This window comes from Anaerostipes sp. (genome assembly GCF_018381315.1).
Classification (GTDB): Bacteria; Bacillota; Clostridia; order Lachnospirales; family Lachnospiraceae; genus Anaerostipes.
Map to the genome: position 1 here is coordinate 1 of NZ_JAGZSD010000030.1, position 21,656 is coordinate 21,656.

Consider the following 21,656-nt stretch of genomic DNA (forward strand, 5'->3'; position numbering starts at 1 on the left):
CTTGATTACTGAGTTTACTGCTGTCATCAGGCAGACAACCAGCGGGATGATTCCGGTTACCCATCCCATGAATGTGGTACCGCCTTCTTGGAATAGCTTAATAAATCCATTGGCAGCGTTAGATATGATTTCCATATTTTCTCCTCCTTCTTAATTGAATATATCAATTTCTCCTATATATATAAAATATTGTCAGACAAAATTCCCAAAAAAGAAAAACCAAGCTAAAACATGCTTTTGGGCCCTCAAAACAAGTTCAGTCAGTCTTCTTTCTGCAATCCTGCCAGTCTATATATATATTCCAAAGCACTGCTACAGAGTTGTTCCCTGAAGCCGCATATCCAGTGCTTCTAAAGCACGGATGTATCCTTTGTAATATTTTCTTTTCTTCTTATCCATTTCCCGGAATTTATCCAGGTGTTCATATATACTAGTTCCCACCATCTCCTTATCAAGGATCTTGGTGATAGGTTTAAACTTTGTAAGGAAACTCAGTCCTTCCATGATTTCGCCCCCGGTAATAATCCCCTCAGCATCACATGCAATCATGACAATATTCCCTGAGAGCAGCCTTCCTTTTTTCTGTCCGATTCCTACATTGCCAAGCTGATGCACTCTCTTTACTGCCCTTCTGTAATCTTTAACCTGAAAATAGCCGCCCACAGCCTGCACAACAAACAGTACAAAGATAACTAATAAAAATACCGAAATTCCCTGCATCTTTTCATGTACCCCCTTCTTACAGCAGCTTCTCAGCGCATTCATTATTGGTGATCAGCATGTTGACATATCCCCCGCGTATAGCGCCTTTTACAGCTTCAGCCCGGTTGGCTCCCCCGGCTATGGCGATACGGTTTCTGATCTTTTTAATCATTGGGAAGGTCATCCCTGCCACTCTCTCGTTAAACTGCTGAAATGGTTCAGCATTCCCCTCTTTATCAAAAAACTGGAGAGCAATATCTCCTGCGACACCCTGCTTTACATACTGGTCCATCTCCTCTTTGGTCAGATAGCCCGCCTGTATCAATGTGGACCCGCCGCTTTCCGGAATTCCCACTCCCATAACGATGGTATCCAGCTTTTTAAAATCTTCAAAAATAAAATTAACAGACTTTTCTTTCAAAAAATATTCCATGATTTTTCGTTCAGAAAAAACTGCCGGTGACAAAAACTGTGTATAAGTTCCGCCGAACTTTTTCGCAAATTCTTTGGCGATCTGATTGGCCTGGACATCGACTTTAGAAACCGTGCCCTGGCTGACACCCCCGAGGATCGGCACAAACAAGTAATGATTCTCTTTTGGGAATGCGCGGTTGGTGCGGGCTACATTGTGAAGCGTAAATCCCATGGAAACTCCTATGTAATCACCGTCCTTAAAATACTGTGAAAGGAACAGCGCTGCTTTCTCATACAGCCTGGAGATAGAATCTGTCTTTGTGTCAAGCGGGCTGCTCTCCACCACAACGACTTCCTTCAAACCGTATTTTCGCTCCAATGCCTTTTCTAACTTCCCATACGAAAATTGAACTGGATTAATGACTTCGACTTTTACGATTCCGCTTTCCTTACCTTTTTGAAGCATCCTTGAAACGGTTGCCCTGGATATCCCGAGGTAATCGCTGATATCCTGCTGCTTCATGTCATCCTCATAATACAGACTGCAGCATTTGTAAATCAATCTCCAATCATCCACTATTTTTTTCATATGTTCTCTCCCGTGTATTTTAATGTCATCCCCTGATGTTTTAAATTGTATTAATTATCATGCAATTACTCTATCAAAATCTTAAATCTTTATCAATGCGATTTTGTTGAACAAATGTCGAAGTAGACTTTTTCTGAACGTATACTTTTACATTTGTTCTAAAAATTCGTTAAAAAAATGACAGATATTTTTGTGCAGTATAATCAGCCAATCAATCCATCTCATCCCTCTTGTTTTTTTGTGAGAATGTTAAACTTTTAACCCTTTTTGCATAACTTTTTTGTTCAATACGCCTTATTTGCCATAAAAAAAGGGTATTATTTTTGGTATCTAAAGAAGATAATACCATTCAATAAATCGAAAAAAAACCGGGAAATTCTTCCCGGTTTTTGATGATAGTACAATATGTTCAATAAAATAACGGCCATTATTTTTTACACTAAAATCTGAGGATATTTCTTTATAATAATCTTTAAGGTCTCATCTGCCACATCAAACGTATACTGAAGGTCCTGCTCTGTCATTGCTGTATTGGTAAACATATTGTGGAAATGGGAAATATAAACACCCCGTCTCACCATCTCGCCGATCCATTCCTGATGGGGTATCAGAGACTCATCAGGATCTTTCAGGATAATTTTAAAAAGTGACGGAAGTCCGGTAGTGCTAAGGTTTACATTGTTTGCATCCGCTACCTGTTTCAGCCCTGATGTAAGTTTTTCTCCAGTTCTTCTCATGATCCCTACTGCATCAATTTCTTTCATTTTCGTGAGGGCTGCCACAGAAGCTGCAAGCGGAACCGCAGACAGCCAGTAGCTTCCTGTATAGTTCATATCCTCCACTGCCTCTCTCATTTCTTTGCGCCCAACCAGCGCCGCCATATTCCAGCCGTTTGCGATAGCCTTTCCGAGAGTCAGAAGATCGGCCTTTATGCCGAAATAGTGGTCAGATCCGGCAAGGTCCATCCGGAAGCCTGCGCGTACATCATCAATGATCAGCACAATTCCATGATCGTCACAGAGTTTTCTGACCCTGGGCCAATAGTCCTCATCCGGCAGCACATTATCATAGTGGGAAATATGGTCATAAGGCATAGAAAGAATCCCTGCAATTTCTCCGGGGTGTTCCTGCACCACCTTCTCAATAGCCTGAAAATCATTAAAAGGCACGTACAGATTGTTGCAGATCTCTTCATCCAAAACTCCCGGAGTACCTGGTTTCTGACACCACTGATAAACTCCGTGGTATCCGTGTTCCATCATAATAATCTTCTTTCTGCCAGTGGCATGGCGGGCCGTCATAACTGCCAGAGTGGTCACATCTCCTCCGTTTTTCGCAAAGAATGCCCAATCAGCACAGTTTACGGTCTCTACCAGTTTCTCTGCACATTCGATCATCACTGGGGAGACTACCGTAGTACAGTTTCCTTTTTCCCTCTGTCTCAGAGCGGCGGCATCCACATCCGGATCCTGGTACCCAAGCGCATTTGGCCCGTATGCACATGCATAATCTATAAACCGGTTGCCGTCCACGTCCCAGATGTAGGTGCCTTCAGCATGATCAGAGAACAGCGGATAACAGCCCATAGGATTAAGCCTTGCACGCCCAACACCCAGATGTCCGTATAAGCCACATGGAACTACTTCATTTGCTTTATCATATAATTCAAAGCTTTTATCATATCTATATACTTCCATATTTACTGCCCCCTTTACTTTAATCCGTTTGCATGTTCATATGCCAGATTCAAAATTTTATCAAATGCGTCATTTAACGTTGACAGCCCCATAAGTTTCAGCTGCTTATGGACAGTTGCGGCATAAGTGCTGAGCTTCTTATCCAAGAGTTTTAACGCAGAATCAATGTCCCCATACTCATAAATAGCTCTCGGATGATCAGAGGTTTCCACAAACTTCAGCTTGTGGTCTTTGATCAAAATGTTCAGTACAGCTCCGTCCGTAATCTTCACTACGATCTTTCCGTCCAGGAGACGGCCGGCCAGCTTTCTGCCTTCCGGATCTTCATTGGCCAGCTGCACGGCCAGCCGGATTCTATCTGCAAATTTTTGCTCTTTTTCTGTCATAATGAATCATTCCTTTCTGGACAAATCACAATTATTAACAGTTTCCTTCACTATTTTGGCTGATATTGCCATTTATTTTTCTGCATGCTATACTGAATTTAATTACTTTTGCGATCAAGGAGGTATCTCATGTCGAAAGAACGGAATAAAAAAATAGAGTCAAGCATTTTGGAATACCTGGGCTCTCACGAAAAATTACTTACGCGTGATGCCATTGAATTGTTTCACCTTTCAGAATCCACTATCCGCCGTATCTTCGGGCGTCTGGAGGAAAAGAAAAAGGTTGTCCGTACCTATGGCGGCATTATTCTCGCCAAGCCTGATAATTACTATCACTACGACATTATCAAGCAGAAAATGAAAAGAGAAAAAGAATTGATTGGAAAATATGCCGCCGGACTGATCCTGGATTCTGATTTCATCTATATAGACTGCGGTACAACCACTGCATATATGGCACAGTCTCTTGTAACCAGATTTCAGAACAATACTCTCTCAAGCAGTCTGAACATTGTGACCAATTCCCTGATTAATCTTGAGATTCTGAATTCCTACTGCAATGTCATACTGGTTGGAGGCACTCTGTTTGATGAACGCAGGAGCATGGCCGGAACACTGGGTGTCAGCTTTTTGTCCCAGTTTCATTTTTCCAAATCCTTTCTGGGAGCGGACGGCATGACGTTTGAGCACGGTTTTTCAAGCGATAATATCAATACCTCCCGTCTGTCCGGTACGGCCCTGACACTTTCAAAAGAATCCTATGTACTCCTGGACTCTTCCAAGATCGGACATCCCTCCTATGTAAACTATGCTGAACTGGATGATGCCACCGCCGTCATCACTGACGGCGGCATTCATGAAGATGACATCAAACAATTTTCAAACCGCAGGATCAGCCTTCACATTGCAGAATAACTTTCTTCTGCAGTCACAGCTTTTTCCTTGCTTCACTCCATTTTGTAGATTTGCTCTGAACTGTCTGCTGGAGATGAATTTCCACACCGCTGTCCTGAAGCTCATTCAGCATACTGCATTCCTGCTCCGTCACTGTAATCGGTCCCTCCAGAACTTTAGCGCCCTCCCGGACCCCGGTTCCGCCGATCTGAAGTGACGGATAAGAAATGCCTCCTCTTAAGCACTCATAAGCGGTTTTGATATCTTTAAAGATTAACATAACACTTTCATTTCCAAACTGATCTTCTTTATACTGTAAAATCCCTTCATCTTTTGTGTAAACCGAAAACTCAATTCCCGGAGGAACTGCAAGAGAAAGGATATCACGCATCATTTCGTTTTCTGCTGTGGCCGTATCAATGACCACAATCTTGCCGGCACTGCACTTTCCGATCCACCCACTGGCTACCTGCCCATGGATCAAACGGTTGTCAATCCGGGTCAATACTAGTTTCCCCATATAAAAACCACCTTTCTTCATATCCCAAATCCGCCTGCGCCCCGGCAAAGCCGGAAAACTGGTGAACATGTACATAGTGTCTGCTGGATAAGGATGACGACTAAACAGAAGGTGCCATCCTACGATAGTTTTTCTACATTGTCGGAAGGAGGCCTTTTCAGAGCCGACTGGAGATAATGCAGAAAAACTTATGCTATAATACCAAGTGCTCCGAGTATGATTCCTACAATCATAGTTCCGAATATAACTTTGATAACACTCATATTTTTGCGTTTAATTGTAAAGAAGATAAGGAGTGTGGCAATGAATGTGAGCAGGTTCGGCATTAATACATCGAACAGTTCCTTCTGCACTGCAAATGAAAATTTACCTGTGGCAATCGTAAGCGGGCAGGATACGCTGACCAGGGAACTGATCATTCCTCCGATAACAAACATACCCATAACAGTGAAGAAAGACATGACCTTGTTGATCAGTCCGCTCTGCACCAAGTCCTTAATCGCTTTATTTCCCAGATTATATCCCAGATGCATTAAGATAAATGCCTGTGAATTACAAAGTACAGCTCCGATCAAAACTACAACCAGTGCAGGCCACCACGCACCTGTCAAGGCATACGGACACATCAGCGCCAGTGAAGTAGGAATAATTGTGGCCCAGTTCAAAGTGTCGCCTACTGCTGCCATCGGAGGAAACAATGCTGCTTTTGTGTCAGAGATAATCTCTCCCGGAATCGGTGCTCCTTTTGCTTTCTGTTCTTCCATAGACAAAAGAATGCCGACCGGAAGTGCAGATGTCATATCTTCTGCATTAAATAATTCCGAGGTCCTTACCATAGCTTCCTGAAGTCCGTCGTCATTTCCTTTATATAATTTTTTCAGACAAGGCATCATGGTTGCAACAATACCATTTGCCTGATACCGTTCATAGCTGTTGCCGTTTGAGTAAAATGAAAGCATACGGATAGATGCCCAGTTCAGGTCTTTTTTGGTGAGTGATGCGTCTGCCACCGATGCACTCTTTAGGTTCAGTGACAGGTGCTCTCCTTTATTCTGGCATCTGAAATCAAACCATGCCAGAATGACAGAGACAATCGCGATACCGATACCGCTTACTCCTGAATACGCTGCAAATAAAAATCCTGCTATAAAAAATGGCATATATCCTTTCTTTCCGATGGAGGATGCAACGATGCAGAGTCCTACAATCGGCATCAGGGAAGCCAGGGCATTCAGTCCGTTCTGCAGCCATCCGGGCAGCCCATTGACAAAGAACCCGATATTGCTTGCCCCAAAGAATAATACAAGTGTCATAGGAATCCAGTATAAAAGTACCTTAAATAAAGATGGGTAAATGACAGTAGAAAGCCATAGTTTGTCATATTGCCGGCTGCTGATAAATTTGTCGGTCAGTGCGTTCCAAAAAGATCCCACGGTCATACGGATGTTGGTCAGCTGGCTCATGACAATTCCTACGGCAACGGCCACTGCCATGGCTGACTTAATGTCCATGCCGGAAGCGATAACAACTGATGCTGTGATGATTCCTGCTGCCGCATTGTCATTGGTAATAACCCAGCCTGCCTGAGTCTGGCCCAAAAACATAGGCTGGATCGTTGCGCCGACAATCATGGCTGTCGGCACATCCCCCATGACAAGGCCGACTAAAAGCGCCGATGTCAAGGGCTGATAAAACAACAGATTAAGGGAGTGGTCAAACACCCCTAAAAAACTAAACCAGTAAAATCCTCCGAGTATAATTGCCTGCCATAAATGCATAACATAACATCTCCTCTCTTACTTTTTCATTTTATCCATTACGTTGATAACTGCATCTTTTCCTGTCCTTTCTAATATTTCCGGGATTTTCTCAAGTTCTGATGTTTCTCTCTGTCCGATGGCTTCAAGTAACATTCCAAGGTTCACTCCTGTGACTGCATATGCCTGTCCTTCATTTTGTTTTATAACCATTCCTGCTGTCTTCATCAAATATTGGTTAAACGGAGTTCCTCCGAACAGATCCAGCAGCACCACTGCCCCTTTCGGAAAGCTTCCGGCCATCCGGCTTAACTCTGTGCCCCACTCGTCAATGTCATCTGTTGGTTCCAGTCCCAGGCAGGCGATATTCTGACATTCTCCGTAGATCATTTGGGCGGCTTCTATCAGGCTTTCCCCGATACTCCCATGACTGCAGATCAAAATGCCGGTCAAGTCTTCCTTGATCGTCTCAGGTATTATGCGTATCATCTCTCTCCTCCTTCCTTCTGTTAATAAAATTTTAGCACGGTCTTTTCTCTCCGTCAATTATATTTGATTGATTCTTTCATTATATTGAATATTTCATTCACTTTCATCAAATTTAAAGACCTGTACTGAATTTTCTTCAAATCGCTTCCTGCTTGTCTCATCAATCTTTGAATCAATAACGATTCCGTCAATATTCTCTAATCTGCAGCTGATCCCAAAAGACTGCTTTCCTATTTTTGTAGAATCCATCAGGACATATGTCTTTTCAGCCAGCTGTGAAGCCTTTTTGCTGAGCAGCGACACATTCACACTGGAGGATGTGAACCCTTCTTCAAAGGTAAAACCGTCTGTGCCCAAAAACGTTTTGTTAAAACGAAACTGGGAAAGAAATGTTTCGCTCAGATTTCCTGAAACATCCTTTCTGTCCTCAGAATATTTCCCTCCTGCAATGATCACGTCACAGTACCGGGCTAATATGTCCAGGTTTACCACTGAATTTGTAATGACTGTCACCTCTCTGATCTCCCTTTCCTCCAGCCGTCTTGCCAAAGCTTTCGACATCTCTAAGGTAGTGGTGCCTCCGTCAATATAAATGAACTCTTTATCCCTCACCAGCCTTGATGCTGCAGCTCCGATCTGTTTTTTTTCTGCCACATTTATCACAGCGGTTTCCTTATAGCGGTATCTGCCTTCCTGCGAAACTGCCTTAATCCCTCCAAAAACACGCTGTACTGTTCCTTCTTTCTGAAGCCCTATAAAAATTCTTCTGATGGTAGATTCAGAGACACCAAGCAGATTTATCCCATCGGCTGTGGTCATCTCTCCATTCTGTCTCACATAATCAATAACCTTTGCCTCATTAAGTGAACTTCGTCTTCCCATCGTTCCTCCCCTCTGCCGCCCGGCTACATAAGCATCCTGGGATCTGTATATTCAAGCCCAAAACTGTCTGCAACATTTTTACAGGTGATCTGTCCTTCATATGTATTGACTGCGGAGTAAACGGACGGGTATTTCCGGCATGCATATTCAATCCCCTGTTCTGCAATCTTAAGGCCATATCCCAGTGTGGCATTGGTCAGTGCAGCTGTGGAAGTCTTCGGAACTGCCCCCGGCATATTTCCTACACAGTAGTGGGCAATGCCGTCTGCCATATAGACAGGATCATCATGATATGTGACTCTGGTAGTCTCACAGCAGCCCCCTTGGTCAACCGCCACATCTACGATCAGTGCTCCCGGCTTCATCTGCTTTAAATATTCTTTTTTTATAATCTTTGGTGCGGCTTTCCCCGGAATGAGCACAGAACCGATAACCAGGTCAGCGTCGGCCAGTACTTCCTGTACGGTGCCGTCGGTACTCATCAGCGTCTGAATACGGCTGCCGAAAATATCATCCAGATAGTTAAGGCGCATAAGGCTGATGTCCATAATGGTCACATCCGCTCCCATGCCCACTGCAATCTTACAGGCATTAGAACCAACAGTTCCGGCTCCCAATATGACTGTTTTTGCTCTTTTGGTGCCGGGAACCCCGCCCAGCAGGATTCCCTCTCCGCCAAATGGTTTTTCCAGATACTTTGCCCCTTCCTGCACGCTGAGTCTCCCGGCAATCTGGCTCATGGGGGTCAGGAGCGGAAGGCTTCCGTCTTCTTCCATTAAAGTCTCATAGGCAATTCCTTTTACCTTTGCATCCAGAAGTGCATCCATCAGTGGTTTATCGGCAGCAATGTGCAGATATGTGTATAGGATCAATCCTTCATGAAACAATGAATATTCTTCTTTGAGCGGTTCTTTCACTTTTATGATCATTTCCGACCAATTCCATACTGTTTCTGCATCCTCCATAATCAGAGCTCCGGCCGCTTTGTATTCTTCATCTGCGAAACCTGATCCAATACCTGCACCTGCCTGGACAGCTACCTCATGTCCGGCATGAACATAGCTTTTCACATTGTCAGGTGTCAGACCTACACGGTACTCCTTTTTCTTAATCTCCGTCACACTTCCGACCCTCATCTTTTTACCTCCTGTCTTTTTTATTTTGATTGTTACCTTTATATTATGACCGTTTCTTTCATTTGTCAACATTATATTTGATTGTTTTTTTCTTTTTTCGATTGTTTGAATCAAAAAAAGCAGCACTCTGTATCAGAATGCTGCTGCCATTTAAAAATATATGTAATTTGAAAGATTAAGGATTCACTCTGCTGCTGTCTTTGTAAATCCATTCCTGAAACTTCATCTTTGTTTTTTTATTATATCCAACTGTAAAATACTCCTCAAATCCTGAAGTAAATTTAAATATGAATCTGCACCTTTTCGGCTTATCTATAATAAACGCTTTAATATCCTTCTTTCTGCTGACAGCATACCTGATACGGCTTCTGTGTCTCAGAAGGTGTTCCGGTTTATCCAAAACCGAACTGTCAGGTCTGCATATAAATTCCAATATTTCTCCACTATGTTCAGGTAGTTCCCTATCCGAAAAATCTACATTCAAGCGAGCAAAAAAATCATGGATCAAAAAGGATGTGCAATTATATGCCAGCCCTGTCTGACTACTGTAGCAGATAACTGAATCACAGCCCATAGTCCTTCTCACCGCGCGGTCATATTTTAAGTAGATAAGTTTATAGCCGAAAGCATGGAACATGATACCGGCCAATATGGCCACTGCAGCGCCGCCTGTAAGATAGTATAAAATATCATCAAAGGCACCTGGTCTATGTGCCAGTATATACAGACCAGCTAATTCAAGACAGCCCCCTATTGCCCAGGTAAGAAAATTAAATGTTTCGTATTTATACCATTTTCCGAACTGAAGCATCTTTGACTCATTAACTACATTCGGCAAATATACTGACACCATAGATAAAACAATACAGCTAATTGGGATCAGCTGATCCCAAATGTGACTGACCACATTTTTATCCCCCTGCAAGAAATGAAGAACCGGAATGTGTACACAAAAAAACAGGACTATAAACAACAGCACTGTACTTTTCGTCTTCACCTCCTGCTTGGTCCGCTCCCAGTCGAACTTCAAAAGACAGGTGATATATTCATTGACCTTATTTTTCTCCCGGGAGAATGTTTCATCTTCCCAATCGTTCATCTTCTCCTCTATATAAGCAATCTGTTTCCATATATGTTCATCTCTAAAAAACTCAAGCTGCTTATCATCCGGATATAGATCCAGGGTTGGAAAAAAACCATATCCATTTAAATTAACCTTCAACTCAGCAAATATTTCTCCTATCTGTCCCCGGTCTGCCTGATACAATCTGCTGGCTGTCTGCTTCATATCTTTTCTCCAGTCACTTCTGGCACTGGTAATGTATTGAAGACTATTGGATTTATTTTTCAAAATATACTCTATAACTGCGACAAGTACAACAGATGACAATAAAATCTGTATAAACTGCATTCCGAATTTCCTCCTAAAATTTAAATATCTGACTGTTTCCGAATGACCGTCGTTTGGTAATGGCCGGCCACACTTTGATCATACAGAAAATGAAAGCAACGACGAAAAACAGAAAGCCCTGTGCCCTAAGGCATCAGTTCTTCCTGTTCTTCGATCCTCTGACAAAGAGTCGAGTATCTCTTCTGTTCGTTTACGTTCTGGATCATCTGCTGTACCGTGGATTTCCGGCCTACCATCGTAATGCACTGCTTGGCCCTGGTAACCCCCGTATATAAGAGATTCCGGTTGAACAAAACCCTCGGCCCGGTCAGAAGCGGCATAACCACGGCAGGATACTCACTTCCCTGAGACTTATGTATCGTCACCGCATAGGCAAGCTCCAGTTCATCCAGCATGGAATAAGAATATTCCGCCACCCTGATATCATCAAATACCACTGTGACTTTCTCTGTATAATCATTGATCCTTGTAATCCGTCCAATGTCTCCGTTGAAGACACCTTTCCCTTCTTCCACCGTGAATCCTTTTTGATTCTTTACTTCCCACTCCATCTGGTAATTATTTTTGATCTGCATGACCTTGTCACCCTCCCGGAACAGACAGGAGACAGCCTGTTTCTCCTGCTTTTCCTCTGCGGGAGGATTCAGATATTCCTGGAGCACTTCATTAAGCTTATCCACTCCAAGCTCTCCTTTTCGCATAGGGGTCAAAACCTGAATATCATATGGCGTGGCATTGACATATCCGGGCAGCTTGTCTCTCACCAGATAGACAAGGACCCCAAGGATATCTCCCAGCCTTTCTCTCTCCAAAAAGAAAAAGTCCCTGCTTTTATTGTCAAGGTCTATGTTTTTTCCTTCATTGATCCTGTGGGCATTGCTTACAATATGGCTGGCCTCATCCTGACGGAAAATCTGGTTCAGCTCTACTACTTTAAATGAACCCGATGCAATCATATCCTTCAGTACATTGCCCGGTCCCACAGAAGGCAGCTGGTTTGCGTCTCCCACAAACACAAACCGGGTTCCCGGCACCGCAGCACTCAGAAGTGAATTCATCAAAAAAATATCCACCATGGACATTTCATCCACAATAATGACATCTGTCTCAATAGGATTGCCTGCATTCCGCTCAAAGTTCATCCGGTCACCGCTGCTGGAATCACCGTTCAGCTCCAGCAGTCTGTGGATGGTAGTAGCTTCATATCCCGTAGCCTCGGTCATACGCTTTGCCGCCCTTCCCGTAGGGGCTACCAGCCTTATATCCAGCGTCTCCGATTCAAAGTAACGTATCATACCATTGATGGTAGTGGTCTTTCCGGTTCCCGGCCCTCCGGTAAGAATGATTACGCCGTTTTCTGCCACCGCCTCAATTGCCTCTTTTTGTTTCTCTGCAAATGTAATCTGAAGGCCTTCTTCAATCCTGGCGATCATTGTTCTCACCTCAGATATCGACACGTCATAGGTCATATTGAGATCACAGAGCATTTTGGCAGTGTTCAGTTCCAAATAATACTGAGCCGCTCCATAAATCCTGGTCTGTTCCTCTTCCTCTTTTATAATGATCTTTTTCTGTATCATCATATCCAGAAGATGGGGCTCAACCATTTCTTCTTCCACTTCCAGCATCCTTGCAGTATTTCTGAGAAGGATTTCCTTGGGCAGATAAATATGTCCTGACGCCAGTGCCTGCATGAGAGTGTAAAAAATCCCTGATATGATCCGGTAATCCGAACTGCTGCCGATCCCAACCTGCCTGGCAATCTCATCTGCAATTTTAAACCCGACACCCTCGATATCATCTGCCATCTGATAGGGATTATTCTGGATCACATCATATAATTTGTCTCCGTACTCTTTGAAAATCTTTACTGCCAGATTGGTAGTAATCCCATAACCGGACAGAAACATCATAGCCTGACGCATTTCCTGCTTCTCTGAAAACTCCACGGCAATGCTCCTTGCCTTTTTCTCTGTCAGACCTTTGATCTCCGCAAGGCGTTCCGGCTCCTCCTCAATAATACGGAAAGTATCCATTTTAAATTTTTTTACGATCCTTTTGGCAATGGCAGGTCCCACGCCTTTGATTGCTCCGGAGCCTAAGTACCGCTCCATACTCTGAACATCATTGGGCATGGTAATCTCATAGGAGGTCATCTGGAATTGGGGGCCGTGGACAGGATGCTCCACATACTCGCCTTCCAGTTCCATATATTCTCCTTCGTGAAGGAATTGGAAAAGACCGACCACGGTCTCCTCATCTCCGTCCATATCAAGACTCAGCACTGTATAACCATTGTCCTCATTCCGAAAACGGATGTGGTCAACATATCCGGAAATCCGTCCCATTCTTCTCCCCTCCTTCAAATCCAATACTTTTGCAATCGCAAAACAACCAGGATAAAATACCCTGGTTGTCCTCTTCCGGCTCAAAAAAGCACTGAAAATGAAACTGACTACTTATCAGCCTTTTTGTCTTCTCCGGATAAAAATTCAATGTATTTTCCAGTTCCGATGGCAACTGCTGTCAGAGGATCCTCTGCTGTCATCGTATTAATTCCTGTCTTAGATTCGATCAGTTCTTCCAGACCCTGGATCAGAGATCCTCCTCCGGTCAGAACGATTCCGCGGTCTGAGATATCTGCTGCAAGCTCAGGCGGAGTTCTCTCCAATACATTATGAACAGCGTCCACGATCTGATATGCAGGCTCTCTCAGGGCTTCTTCCGTCTCCTCAGAGGTAACGGTAACAGTCTTAGGAAGTCCTGTCACAAGGTTCCTTCCGCGGACATCCATCGTCGCATTCTCCGGACGTTTGTAAACAGTACCAATGTTGATCTTAATATCCTCAGCTGTACGCTCTCCGATCAGAAGATTATGCTTTTTGCGCATGTAGCGTACGATTGCCTCATCAAAATCATCTCCGGCAACCTTGATGGAAGTGCTCACTACCACACCTCCCAGGGAAATGACAGCGATATCAGCAGTTCCTCCTCCAATATCAACGATCATATTTCCGCATGGCTTTGCAATATCAATTCCGGCACCGATGGCTGCCGCAACAGGTTCTTCAATAATGGAAACTTCTCTCGCCCCTGCCTGATAGGTAGCGTCTTCAACTGCTTTTTTCTCTACTTCTGTGGCACCACTCGGCACACACACACTGATGCGGGGCTTTCTTCCGAAAATAGACTTTCCGACTGTGCGGTTGATAAAGTAGCTCAGCATCTTCTCTGTAACTGTATAGTCAGAAATAACACCCTGACGGAGCGGGCGCACTGCCACAATATTCCCGGGAGTTCTTCCGAGCATCAGACGGGCTTCTTCCCCGATTGCTTTAATTTTATTTGTATCTCTGTCAAATGCCACTACAGATGGCTCTTTTAAAACGACTCCTTTGCCCTTTGCATAAACCAGGACACTGGCCGTGCCTAAATCAATTCCGATATCTGAACCTGCCATGTTTCAAAATTCCCCTTTCGAATTCTCTATTATTATCATTATGTTAAATGTAAATTATTCGTATACACGCTCTTTTTAATTATAAACAAAGTTAGAAAAATTTCAATTGTTTTTTACATATTCAAACAAAATTCAGCAAAACTTAAGATTTCTGAAATATCTATACGGATTCCCACCTGCCGGAGGCTCCGCACGGCAGAATCAAGCCATTTGAAGAAACTGGAAGACCAATCTCTTCCGCTGTCACTCTGCCGCCGAACTTAGATTTCACTTCTGTTCCAAGCATATAAGAGAGTACTGCCGGCTGAAGCCCTGTTGTATATGAATTGATCAGAAAAAATAAGGGGTTTTTCGACAAAATTTTCGTACAGAGCTGTACCAGAGGGAAAATCTTCTCCTCAATCTTCCAGATCTCACCTTTTGGCCCCCGGCCGTATGACGGCGGATCCATAATGATTCCGTCATATTGATTACCGCGCCTGATCTCCCGCTCTACAAACTTCACACAGTCATCCACCAGCCAGCGTATCGGTTTGTCTTTGAGTCCGGAAGCCTGGGCATTTTCTTTAGCCCAGTTGACCATGCCCTTGGACGCATCTACATGGGTCACTGCTGCCCCTGCCGCTGCCGCTGCCAGCGTTGCACCTCCGGTATATGCAAACAGGTTCAGCACCTTTACAGGACGTCCTGCATTCCTAATCTTATCGGAAAACCAATCCCAGTTTACCGCCTGTTCCGGAAAAACACCCGTATGCTTAAAACTGAACGGCTGTAAATGAAACTTAAGCTCCTTATATTGGATATCCCAAGTCTTAGGCAGGTCAAAAAATTCCCACTGGCCGCCGCCTCTGCTGCTCCTGTGATAATGTCCGTTTGGTTTTTTCCACTGCTTAAGCTTTTTTGGTGTCTGCCATAAAACCTGGGGATCCGGCCGTACTAAATAATAGTCTCCCCATCTTTCCAACTTTTCACCACAAGAAGTATCTAAAACTTCATAATCCTTCCACTGATCTGCAATCCACATCTTACGTTCTCTTCCTTTTCTTAATTGTATATTTTATCCCCATCAAAGACAGATAACACTTCCCTTCCGCCCCATCTGATTTCCTTCTAATATAATAATACTCCGCTCTTCCATCCGGATCTCTCCTCCAGGAAGCCTTCCGTTTTCCGGCTCATTGGCCGTATCTGCAGCAATCTCCCAGAAATAATCCAGCGGAAGCTCCGGCAGCCTCACAGTGTGCGGCTCCCAGTGCATATTCATCATAACATAAACGATATCATCTGTGTCACTATCTTTTTCTCTGCCCGCAAACAGAACGCCCAGAAGGTGATTCTGATCATCTTTCCTAAACTTCCATGGTTCCTCCCCGTGGAAGCTTACGGACGGAAGACCGCACAAAGCTTCTCCGCCCCTGGAACGAAGAACCGGATGTTTTTTTCTGAACTGAATCATTTTTTTGACTAACTGAGTGATCTCACGGTTTTCCGCCAGCAGATCCCAATTCAGCCATGAAATCTCGTTATCCTGGCAGTAAGCATTATTATTCCCTTTTTGGGAGTTTAAAAATTCATCACCCGCATACATCATCGGAACGCCCTGGCTCGTCATTAAAGCGGCAAAGGCATTTCTTACAAGTTTTTTTCTCAGCTTTAATATATCAGGGAGGTCAGTCTCTCCTTCTGTGCCGCAGTTCCAGCTGTTATTGTTGTTGTCCCCGTCCGTATTATTCCATCCGTTTTCCAGATTATGCTTTTCATTGTAAGAATAAAGGTCCCAGAGGGTAAATCCGTCATGGCAGGTAATGAAATTTACAGAGGCTGCATCTCCTCTGCTCTCCCTGTCATATATATCCCTGGAGCCGCTTAATCTCTGGGCGGCCGCTTCTGCCATCCCGGGATCTCCTTTCAGGAATCTTCTCAGATCGTCCCTGTACCTGCCGTTCCACTCGGACCATCGGTTCCACGAAGGAAAGGAGCCTACCTGGTAAAGCCCTGCCGCATCCCAGGCCTCCGCAATCAATTTCACCCGTCCAAGAATAGGGTCAAAAGCCAGTCGTTCAAGAAGAGGCGGTTTGCTCAGGGGCGATCCGTCTTCGCTCCTTCCGAGGATGGATGCCAGGTCAAATCGGAAACCGTCGATTCTGTAATCGGTCACCCAATATCTCAAACAGTCCAGAATCATATTCTGTACGACTGGATGATTGCAGTTCAGGGTGTTGCCGCAGCCGCTGAAATTATAATACTTTCCGTCCGGGGTCAGCATATAATAAATATTATTGTCAAAGCCTTTAAAAGATATGAACGGACCGTCCTCATTTCCCTCTGCTGTATGATTAAAAACCACATCTAATATCACTTCAATATCATTGTCATGAAGCTCACGAATCAGATATTTAAGTTCCGTTCCTTCCCTGTTAAATTCCTTTTCCGAACTATAACTTGTATTCGGCGCAAAAAAGCTCACCGGATTATATCCCCAGTAATCCAGAAGCTTCTTCCCTGCCACATATCTGGTATCCCGTGTCTCATCAAATTCAAAAATCGGCATCAGCTCTACCGCATTGATGCCCAGATCCTTTAAATAGGGAATCTTTTCCCGGATGCCGTCAAAGGTTCCGGGATGCTTTACATCGGATGTTTCATGCTTTGTAAAGCCTCTGGTGTGAAGTTCATAGATGATAAGATCTCTCATATCAGTTGGCCTGCGCCTGGCTCTTCCCCAGTCAAAGTCATTGGACACTACCCTGGCACGGTAGCAGTCCTTACTGTACTCAGGCTTTTCACCCCAGTTGCTCTGTCCTGTCACCGCCTTGGCGTAAGGGTCCAAAAGGCACCGGCTTCTGTCAAACAGCAGACCTTTTGCCGGCTCCTGCGGCCCGTCAACCCGGTAGTTATATTCAATCTTTCTGATATCCAGTCCAAATACGATCATAGAATAAACATTCCCAATCCTATAATTCTCCGGAAACGGTATCTCGACAAAGGGTTCCTTTGCTTTTCTCTTATACAATACCAAGGTACAAGCCGTCCCATTCTTAGTATGTACGGTAAAACTGACGCCTCCCTCGATGGCTGTGGCGCCGTTCTGAAGGTAAAAGCCCGGACGGACTTCAAATCCATTTACCGTGTCCATAGCCCTTAACTGTCTGGCCTCCCCGATCCTTTTTATATCCATAAGCCGCGCTCCTTTATACTCCGTCAAATAAGGGTTATTCAAAAATATATGAAATATGCTTTATTTCATTATAACACAAATGCCGAAAACCCTTTTCATTTCTGAGACAGCGACAGCAGACACTGCCTCCATGTTCTACATGATTGGAGTGAGGCATTCTAAGAGCCGAACGGAAATCATGTGGAACATATCATGATATTTTCTCTTTTTCTTTCATAGAATAAATTATAGCATGAAATTTCACCCTGCCTTTCCATGTTCTTTTATCAAGGATTATTGGAAAACGGAAATACTATGTACTGGATAAGGAGGCACAAATGAAAAAAAGATTAAACAAAGGACAAGCTGCGGTGCTGATATTGATGGTCTCCATTATAGCTGTACAAGGTTTATATTTGGCAAGAATCAGCCGGGAGACCAAAAACTTAAAAGAATCCTCGGCTACCAGCGCAGAAATTCAAAAAAACCGTAAAATACTCAAGGAGATAACAACGCATGATCTGGGAGACTTTCCTTTTCTTCCAAAAAGAGTGGATCCTGAAAAGAAGCTGATTGCATTTTCCTTTGATGACGGCCCTTCCAGAAAAAACACGGAAAAAATCCTCAAAGCTCTGGAAAAAAATAATGCACGGGCCACTTTTTTTATACTTGGCCAAAATGCAAAATATTATCCGGATCTGGTAAAGAAAGTTGCAGAATCCGGAAATGAGGTTGCCGGGCATTCCTGGAATCATCCTCTGCTCACCAAACTCGGAAAAGACGGTGTTCAGAAACAAATGAACCAGATGAATCAGGCGATCTTCGCCGCCACCGGATCAAATGTGGGGCTCTTAAGGCCGCCTTACGGTTCTATCAACCGTACTGTGAAAAAGACGGTGAACGACCCTCTCATTTTATGGAGCATTGATACTCTGGACTGGAAAACGCTGAATGCAGACAAGACTTCAAAGGCAATCCTTGACCAGGCAAAAGACGGAGATATCATTTTAATGCATGACATCCATTCTCCTACAGCCGAGGCTGTAAAAAAGGTACTCCCGAAGCTTGAAAAAAAGGGCTTTCAAGTCTGTACTGTCTCAGAGCTTTTGGAAGCCAGAAATATTACTCTGCATCCCGGGGATGTTGTGGTGAGTGCCAATGATGTTTACCGGTATAAAAAATAAAACTGTTTTTCCGCCTTCAGTTCAGGTTTCGCAGCCCCTCTGAAGGTGTTTTTTTATTTATCTTTTTGTCCAGTCAATTAAAAGTGGCCTGCAAGCAATTCTATACTTACAGACCACCTTATGTTTTATTTCTTTTCTATCTTTTCCAAAGCTTTGGGGGGAACCTCATTTTTCTGTATTTCCTCCCATCTCTTTACGTCTTTGCTCCCGTCAGACACAGTGCCGTATGTAACTCTCAGATATGCTTCTTTTTTAATCGGCTTACTGTCCATCCCATAAAACTCCAGCTTTTTTTTCCATTTTTGTCAAAACCGTCTAGCCGGTACAGATAACCCTCCTCTGTCCTGCTTTCAGAAAGCTGTGTTATTTTTGTATAGTAATATGTTCCTTTTCGTTTTTGACTGAGAAGAAAACTTTTCATCCCTGCTGCCGCAGCGATAATCAAAACAATTATTAACACAAAAGATATTATATATTTTTTCATAAAAAGCTCCTTATATGACAGCGCAGAAAGCCTGATTCACAAATTTACTGCTGTCCTCTTAATTTCCTGCTCAGAATCATACTTTTTGATGCATTCTTTTATTATTTCTGTAGATCTGGGACGCACTGACAACGACATCACCCTTTTTTACCTTGATCCCTTTTGCTTTCAATAGTTCTGAAACTGTACATATCTCATATCCCCTGGCCTTCAGTAAAGGCAGTACCTTTTCCGCAGCTGCCACCGAAGGTTTATGAATATCATGCATCAAGATGATATCTCCGTCTTTGGCCTGTTTCAAAATAGTATTTACTGTGGCATCTGTGTTCCTCGTTTTCCAGTCCAGAGTATCAATACTCCACAGGATCAGGGGTGCGTTTATATTTTTCTTGACCACGTGGTCCACTGATCCATAAGGCGGTCTTAACAGCCCTACATCATAACCTGTCACTTTTGAAATTGCACGGTTCATTTTCCGCATCTGCAGACGGACACCCTCAGGGCCTAACTTTGTCAGCTGCGGATGATTCCAGGAATGTCCGGCAACCTCATTTCCGGAATCCTTTACTTCTTTTACAAGCTCGGGATAATATTTTGCATTCTGCCCAAGCATAAAAAAGGTTGCTCTGGCATGATTTTTGAGCAGAGCCTTCACAACTCTGTCTGTATTTTCTTTCGCCGGTCCGTCATCAAAAGAAAATGCAATGAGTTTTTTTCTTTTATCAATGTGTCTCTGCATTGGCCGGCTGCTTTGTTTTTTTCTGGCTTTTGACAGCTTTTTAGGAATAGCATACTCTGTTTTTGTTTCATTCTTTTGCAGCACAAAATTTTTTACACTGACAGCTGCTGTCCCTGCTGTGACCAGTATCATCACTGTTAATATTATTTTCTTCATATGTGTCCTTTCCCAGACAGCTCTATCTTTCATCCTAAGAATAGATACCTGATTACTTTACTTTTTTACTGATGTATAGTTTTGAATATGCACTGTATACTGGTTTCTGATATGCAATGATTTTATAAACTCCTCTCCTGCTCTTTTTTATTTTTTTGTCTGTAAATACTGACGACCTTGTAGTAAGCATTTTTTTATACTTTTTTCCCGCTTTTTTATAAATCACATAATAATTTGCTCCTGCTGTCCTTTTAAAAGATATTTTCATCCGTTTTTTCTTTGCCCTGATTTTTATAATCTTGGATGAGAGCCTTATATTTCTGACGGATCTGATCTTATAGCTGTATTTTCTTTTAGGTTTTACCTTCTTATCTGTATAGCTTGTTTTCCCTGTGACAGCAATCTTTCTGAACCGTTTCCCCTGTTTTCTGTAAATCTCATATTGGGATACATATTTAACTTTGGAATAAGTAATTTTTACTTTTTTCCTCCCAGCTTTTAGTTTGATATGCTGCGGCGGGCCCAATACTAATTTCTTTGCAGGCCTTTTATTGCTGCCATTTATTTCGGGTTTTGGTTCCGGCTTTGGTTCCGGCTTTGGTTCAGTCCCCGGATCAGAAGCTGCTTTCTTGTCAAACACTGCAATCATTTTTATGTTTTTGACTGCCTTAAACTGATATTCCGGATCTGTGCTTCTGAAGCCATTGTCATATGCTGTTTTCCATCCGGCAAATTTGCAGCCGGGAGCAGGCTGTGCTTTAACACATATTTTTCTATTCTTAGATATTCTGTCACTGTTTTTCCCATTGACTGATGCTCTCCCTTTTGCAGGATCCGCTGATACAGCTTCAATGGTGTAGCAGTCTCCAAGCTTCAGATCCAGTGTCACATCCATAGTTTTTCCGTTAAAATTTACATCGTAATCATAAATCAGCTTATTCGGAAGACTGGAAAATTCAGCAATACCGCTGTCTGCATTGTAGGAAAGCCCATGCGTTCCTTCTGGGTCTGCAACTTTTTTTATTCTTTTCAGATCCATATGTTCTATTTCTTTCAAGTCTGCAATATACTTCCCTTTTTCATACTCTATGCCAATACTGTTTTTCTGGCCGCCGATCTTCAGGCTGTCCTCTTTTAAAAGTGTATTATGGCTGAGGTCCAAAACGGTCAAAGCGTTCTCACTGCAGTTCAGGCTTTCCAGCTTTTTATTTCCGCTGAGGTTAAGAGAACTGATCTTATTTTCGGAACAATCCAATGCCTTCACCTCGGAAAGGGCTTCCAGTCCTCTCATTTCTTCCATTCCCAGAGCCCTGCACGGAAGATCTTTAATCAAATCCGCACGTTCCTTCTTTAATACAGTCCCTCTGCTCCAGGCGATACCCAGATCTACTGTCAAATCTGTAAATGTTGTGATGGAATCAAGATAATCAACAAAGTGCTGATCTCCAAAAACACTTTTTGAGACTGCATCCAGCGGATATTCGGAAACCGTTTCCCTGTCGGTTGCCCCTAATACAGAAGTGCCGGGACAGGCTAATGCAGCGGCAAACAAAACCGCCATGATTCTTTTTTTCATACTCATCTTCTGCCTTCCTTTCC

The 21,656-nt window shown here is 43.4% G+C and carries 20 protein-coding genes; 2 read left to right on the top strand and 18 right to left on the bottom strand.

Translation table 11 applies throughout. The features are described from left to right. The 5 genes from KH180_RS16885 to KH180_RS15845 form a co-directional block, all read right to left on the bottom strand. On the bottom strand, positions 1 to 135 hold a 135-nt coding region (locus KH180_RS16885), incomplete at its 3' end, for a PTS glucitol/sorbitol transporter subunit IIC (protein WP_290762180.1). A gap of 177 nt (positions 136 to 312) precedes the next feature. Beyond that, on the bottom strand, positions 313 to 720 hold the full coding sequence (locus KH180_RS15830) for a transcriptional regulator GutM (protein ID WP_290762122.1): 408 nt from the start codon (positions 718 to 720) through the stop codon (positions 313 to 315). A gap of 19 nt (positions 721 to 739) precedes the next feature. Then, the gene (locus KH180_RS15835) at positions 740 to 1,705 is read right to left on the bottom strand and encodes a sugar-binding transcriptional regulator (protein WP_290762124.1); all 966 of its coding nucleotides are present in this window, start codon (positions 1,703 to 1,705) and stop codon (positions 740 to 742) included. A 434-nt stretch (positions 1,706 to 2,139) separates the two neighbouring features. Further along, on the bottom strand, positions 2,140 to 3,402 hold the full coding sequence (locus KH180_RS15840; protein WP_290762125.1) for an aminotransferase class III-fold pyridoxal phosphate-dependent enzyme: 1,263 nt from the start codon (positions 3,400 to 3,402) through the stop codon (positions 2,140 to 2,142). 14 nt (positions 3,403 to 3,416) lie between these two features. Further along, the gene (locus KH180_RS15845) at positions 3,417 to 3,788 is read right to left on the bottom strand and encodes a hypothetical protein (RefSeq protein WP_290762127.1); all 372 of its coding nucleotides are present in this window, start codon (positions 3,786 to 3,788) and stop codon (positions 3,417 to 3,419) included. Between the two features lie 129 nt (positions 3,789 to 3,917). Here KH180_RS15845 and KH180_RS15850 point away from each other — a divergent pair, with 129 nt between their 5' ends. Then, positions 3,918 to 4,703: a DeoR/GlpR family DNA-binding transcription regulator gene (locus tag KH180_RS15850; RefSeq protein WP_290762128.1), complete on the top strand. Its 786-nt coding sequence runs from the start codon at positions 3,918 to 3,920 to the stop codon at positions 4,701 to 4,703. Positions 4,704 to 4,716: 13 nt separating this feature from the next. On the opposite strand, the gene KH180_RS15855 is transcribed toward KH180_RS15850, so the two are convergent. From KH180_RS15855 to glgX, 10 genes are all read right to left on the bottom strand, one after another. After that, positions 4,717 to 5,202 carry a PTS sugar transporter subunit IIB gene (locus KH180_RS15855; RefSeq protein WP_290762129.1) on the bottom strand — a complete coding sequence of 162 codons (486 nt, stop codon included), beginning with the start codon at positions 5,200 to 5,202 and terminating at the stop codon, positions 4,717 to 4,719. A 188-nt stretch (positions 5,203 to 5,390) separates the two neighbouring features. Further along, complete coding sequence (locus tag KH180_RS15860; RefSeq protein ID WP_290762131.1) at positions 5,391 to 6,980, bottom strand: PTS system mannose/fructose/sorbose family transporter subunit IID; 1,590 nt, start codon at positions 6,978 to 6,980, stop codon at positions 5,391 to 5,393. Between the two features lie 18 nt (positions 6,981 to 6,998). After that, the gene (locus KH180_RS15865) at positions 6,999 to 7,448 is read right to left on the bottom strand and encodes a PTS sugar transporter subunit IIA (protein WP_290762132.1); all 450 of its coding nucleotides are present in this window, start codon (positions 7,446 to 7,448) and stop codon (positions 6,999 to 7,001) included. 93 nt (positions 7,449 to 7,541) lie between these two features. After that, positions 7,542 to 8,330 carry a DeoR/GlpR family DNA-binding transcription regulator gene (locus KH180_RS15870; RefSeq protein WP_290762135.1) on the bottom strand — a complete coding sequence of 263 codons (789 nt, stop codon included), beginning with the start codon at positions 8,328 to 8,330 and terminating at the stop codon, positions 7,542 to 7,544. 23 nt (positions 8,331 to 8,353) lie between these two features. After that, positions 8,354 to 9,466: an alanine dehydrogenase gene (gene ald, locus KH180_RS15875; protein ID WP_290762138.1), complete on the bottom strand. Its 1,113-nt coding sequence runs from the start codon at positions 9,464 to 9,466 to the stop codon at positions 8,354 to 8,356. Between the two features lie 175 nt (positions 9,467 to 9,641). Next, a complete protein-coding gene (locus KH180_RS15880; RefSeq protein WP_290762140.1) occupies positions 9,642 to 10,877 on the bottom strand; it encodes a hypothetical protein in 1,236 nt (411 codons plus the stop codon). A gap of 125 nt (positions 10,878 to 11,002) precedes the next feature. Then, complete coding sequence (recD2, locus tag KH180_RS15885; protein ID WP_290762143.1) at positions 11,003 to 13,225, bottom strand: SF1B family DNA helicase RecD2; 2,223 nt, start codon at positions 13,223 to 13,225, stop codon at positions 11,003 to 11,005. A gap of 107 nt (positions 13,226 to 13,332) precedes the next feature. Beyond that, positions 13,333 to 14,337, bottom strand: coding sequence for a rod shape-determining protein (locus KH180_RS15890; protein WP_290762146.1), 1,005 nt, complete (start codon positions 14,335 to 14,337; stop codon positions 13,333 to 13,335). A 160-nt stretch (positions 14,338 to 14,497) separates the two neighbouring features. Then, positions 14,498 to 15,361, bottom strand: a complete 864-nt coding sequence (locus tag KH180_RS15895) for a class I SAM-dependent methyltransferase (RefSeq protein WP_290762148.1) — start codon at positions 15,359 to 15,361, stop codon at positions 14,498 to 14,500. Between the two features lie 42 nt (positions 15,362 to 15,403). Then, positions 15,404 to 17,515 carry a glycogen debranching protein GlgX gene (gene glgX, locus KH180_RS15900; RefSeq protein WP_290762150.1) on the bottom strand — a complete coding sequence of 704 codons (2,112 nt, stop codon included), beginning with the start codon at positions 17,513 to 17,515 and terminating at the stop codon, positions 15,404 to 15,406. A 317-nt stretch (positions 17,516 to 17,832) separates the two neighbouring features. Here glgX and KH180_RS15905 point away from each other — a divergent pair, with 317 nt between their 5' ends. Continuing rightward, positions 17,833 to 18,678, top strand: coding sequence for a polysaccharide deacetylase family protein (locus tag KH180_RS15905; RefSeq protein ID WP_290762152.1), 846 nt, complete (start codon positions 17,833 to 17,835; stop codon positions 18,676 to 18,678). Positions 18,679 to 18,913: 235 nt separating this feature from the next. On the opposite strand, the gene KH180_RS15910 is transcribed toward KH180_RS15905, so the two are convergent. The 3 genes from KH180_RS15910 to KH180_RS15920 form a co-directional block, all read right to left on the bottom strand. Continuing rightward, entirely contained in the window at positions 18,914 to 19,162 is a 249-nt protein-coding gene (locus KH180_RS15910) for a hypothetical protein (protein WP_290762155.1), read from the bottom strand. 76 nt (positions 19,163 to 19,238) lie between these two features. Beyond that, a complete protein-coding gene (locus KH180_RS15915) occupies positions 19,239 to 20,057 on the bottom strand; it encodes a polysaccharide deacetylase family protein (protein WP_290762157.1) in 819 nt (272 codons plus the stop codon). Positions 20,058 to 20,109: 52 nt separating this feature from the next. Next, the gene (locus KH180_RS15920; RefSeq protein ID WP_290762160.1) at positions 20,110 to 21,639 is read right to left on the bottom strand and encodes a hypothetical protein; all 1,530 of its coding nucleotides are present in this window, start codon (positions 21,637 to 21,639) and stop codon (positions 20,110 to 20,112) included. Between the last annotated feature and the right edge of the window lie 17 nt (positions 21,640 to 21,656).

What these genes read in the sequence shown, in the direction of transcription:
- KH180_RS15835 (WP_290762124.1), bottom strand. Translation starts at nt 1,705, where the DNA reads ATGAAAAAAATAGTGGATGATTGGAGATTGATTTACAAATGCTGCAGT.
- KH180_RS15865 (WP_290762132.1), bottom strand. Translation starts at nt 7,448, where the DNA reads ATGATACGCATAATACCTGAGACGATCAAGGAAGACTTGACCGGCATT.
- KH180_RS15890 (WP_290762146.1), bottom strand. Translation starts at nt 14,337, where the DNA reads ATGGCAGGTTCAGATATCGGAATTGATTTAGGCACGGCCAGTGTCCTG.
- glgX (WP_290762150.1), bottom strand. Translation starts at nt 17,515, where the DNA reads ATGGATATAAAAAGGATCGGGGAGGCCAGACAGTTAAGGGCTATGGAC.
- ald (WP_290762138.1), bottom strand. Translation starts at nt 9,466, where the DNA reads ATGAGGGTCGGAAGTGTGACGGAGATTAAGAAAAAGGAGTACCGTGTA.
- KH180_RS15895 (WP_290762148.1), bottom strand. Translation starts at nt 15,361, where the DNA reads ATGTGGATTGCAGATCAGTGGAAGGATTATGAAGTTTTAGATACTTCT.
- KH180_RS15840 (WP_290762125.1), bottom strand. Translation starts at nt 3,402, where the DNA reads ATGGAAGTATATAGATATGATAAAAGCTTTGAATTATATGATAAAGCA.
- KH180_RS15870 (WP_290762135.1), bottom strand. Translation starts at nt 8,330, where the DNA reads ATGGGAAGACGAAGTTCACTTAATGAGGCAAAGGTTATTGATTATGTG.
- KH180_RS15905 (WP_290762152.1), top strand. Translation starts at nt 17,833, where the DNA reads ATGAAAAAAAGATTAAACAAAGGACAAGCTGCGGTGCTGATATTGATG.
- KH180_RS15920 (WP_290762160.1), bottom strand. Translation starts at nt 21,639, where the DNA reads ATGAGTATGAAAAAAAGAATCATGGCGGTTTTGTTTGCCGCTGCATTA.
- KH180_RS15910 (WP_290762155.1), bottom strand. Translation starts at nt 19,162, where the DNA reads ATGAAAAAATATATAATATCTTTTGTGTTAATAATTGTTTTGATTATC.
- KH180_RS15880 (WP_290762140.1), bottom strand. Translation starts at nt 10,877, where the DNA reads ATGCAGTTTATACAGATTTTATTGTCATCTGTTGTACTTGTCGCAGTT.
- KH180_RS15855 (WP_290762129.1), bottom strand. Translation starts at nt 5,202, where the DNA reads ATGGGGAAACTAGTATTGACCCGGATTGACAACCGTTTGATCCATGGG.
- KH180_RS15845 (WP_290762127.1), bottom strand. Translation starts at nt 3,788, where the DNA reads ATGACAGAAAAAGAGCAAAAATTTGCAGATAGAATCCGGCTGGCCGTG.
- KH180_RS15915 (WP_290762157.1), bottom strand. Translation starts at nt 20,057, where the DNA reads ATGAAGAAAATAATATTAACAGTGATGATACTGGTCACAGCAGGGACA.
- KH180_RS15860 (WP_290762131.1), bottom strand. Translation starts at nt 6,980, where the DNA reads ATGCATTTATGGCAGGCAATTATACTCGGAGGATTTTACTGGTTTAGT.
- KH180_RS15830 (WP_290762122.1), bottom strand. Translation starts at nt 720, where the DNA reads ATGCAGGGAATTTCGGTATTTTTATTAGTTATCTTTGTACTGTTTGTT.
- KH180_RS15850 (WP_290762128.1), top strand. Translation starts at nt 3,918, where the DNA reads ATGTCGAAAGAACGGAATAAAAAAATAGAGTCAAGCATTTTGGAATAC.
- recD2 (WP_290762143.1), bottom strand. Translation starts at nt 13,225, where the DNA reads ATGGGACGGATTTCCGGATATGTTGACCACATCCGTTTTCGGAATGAG.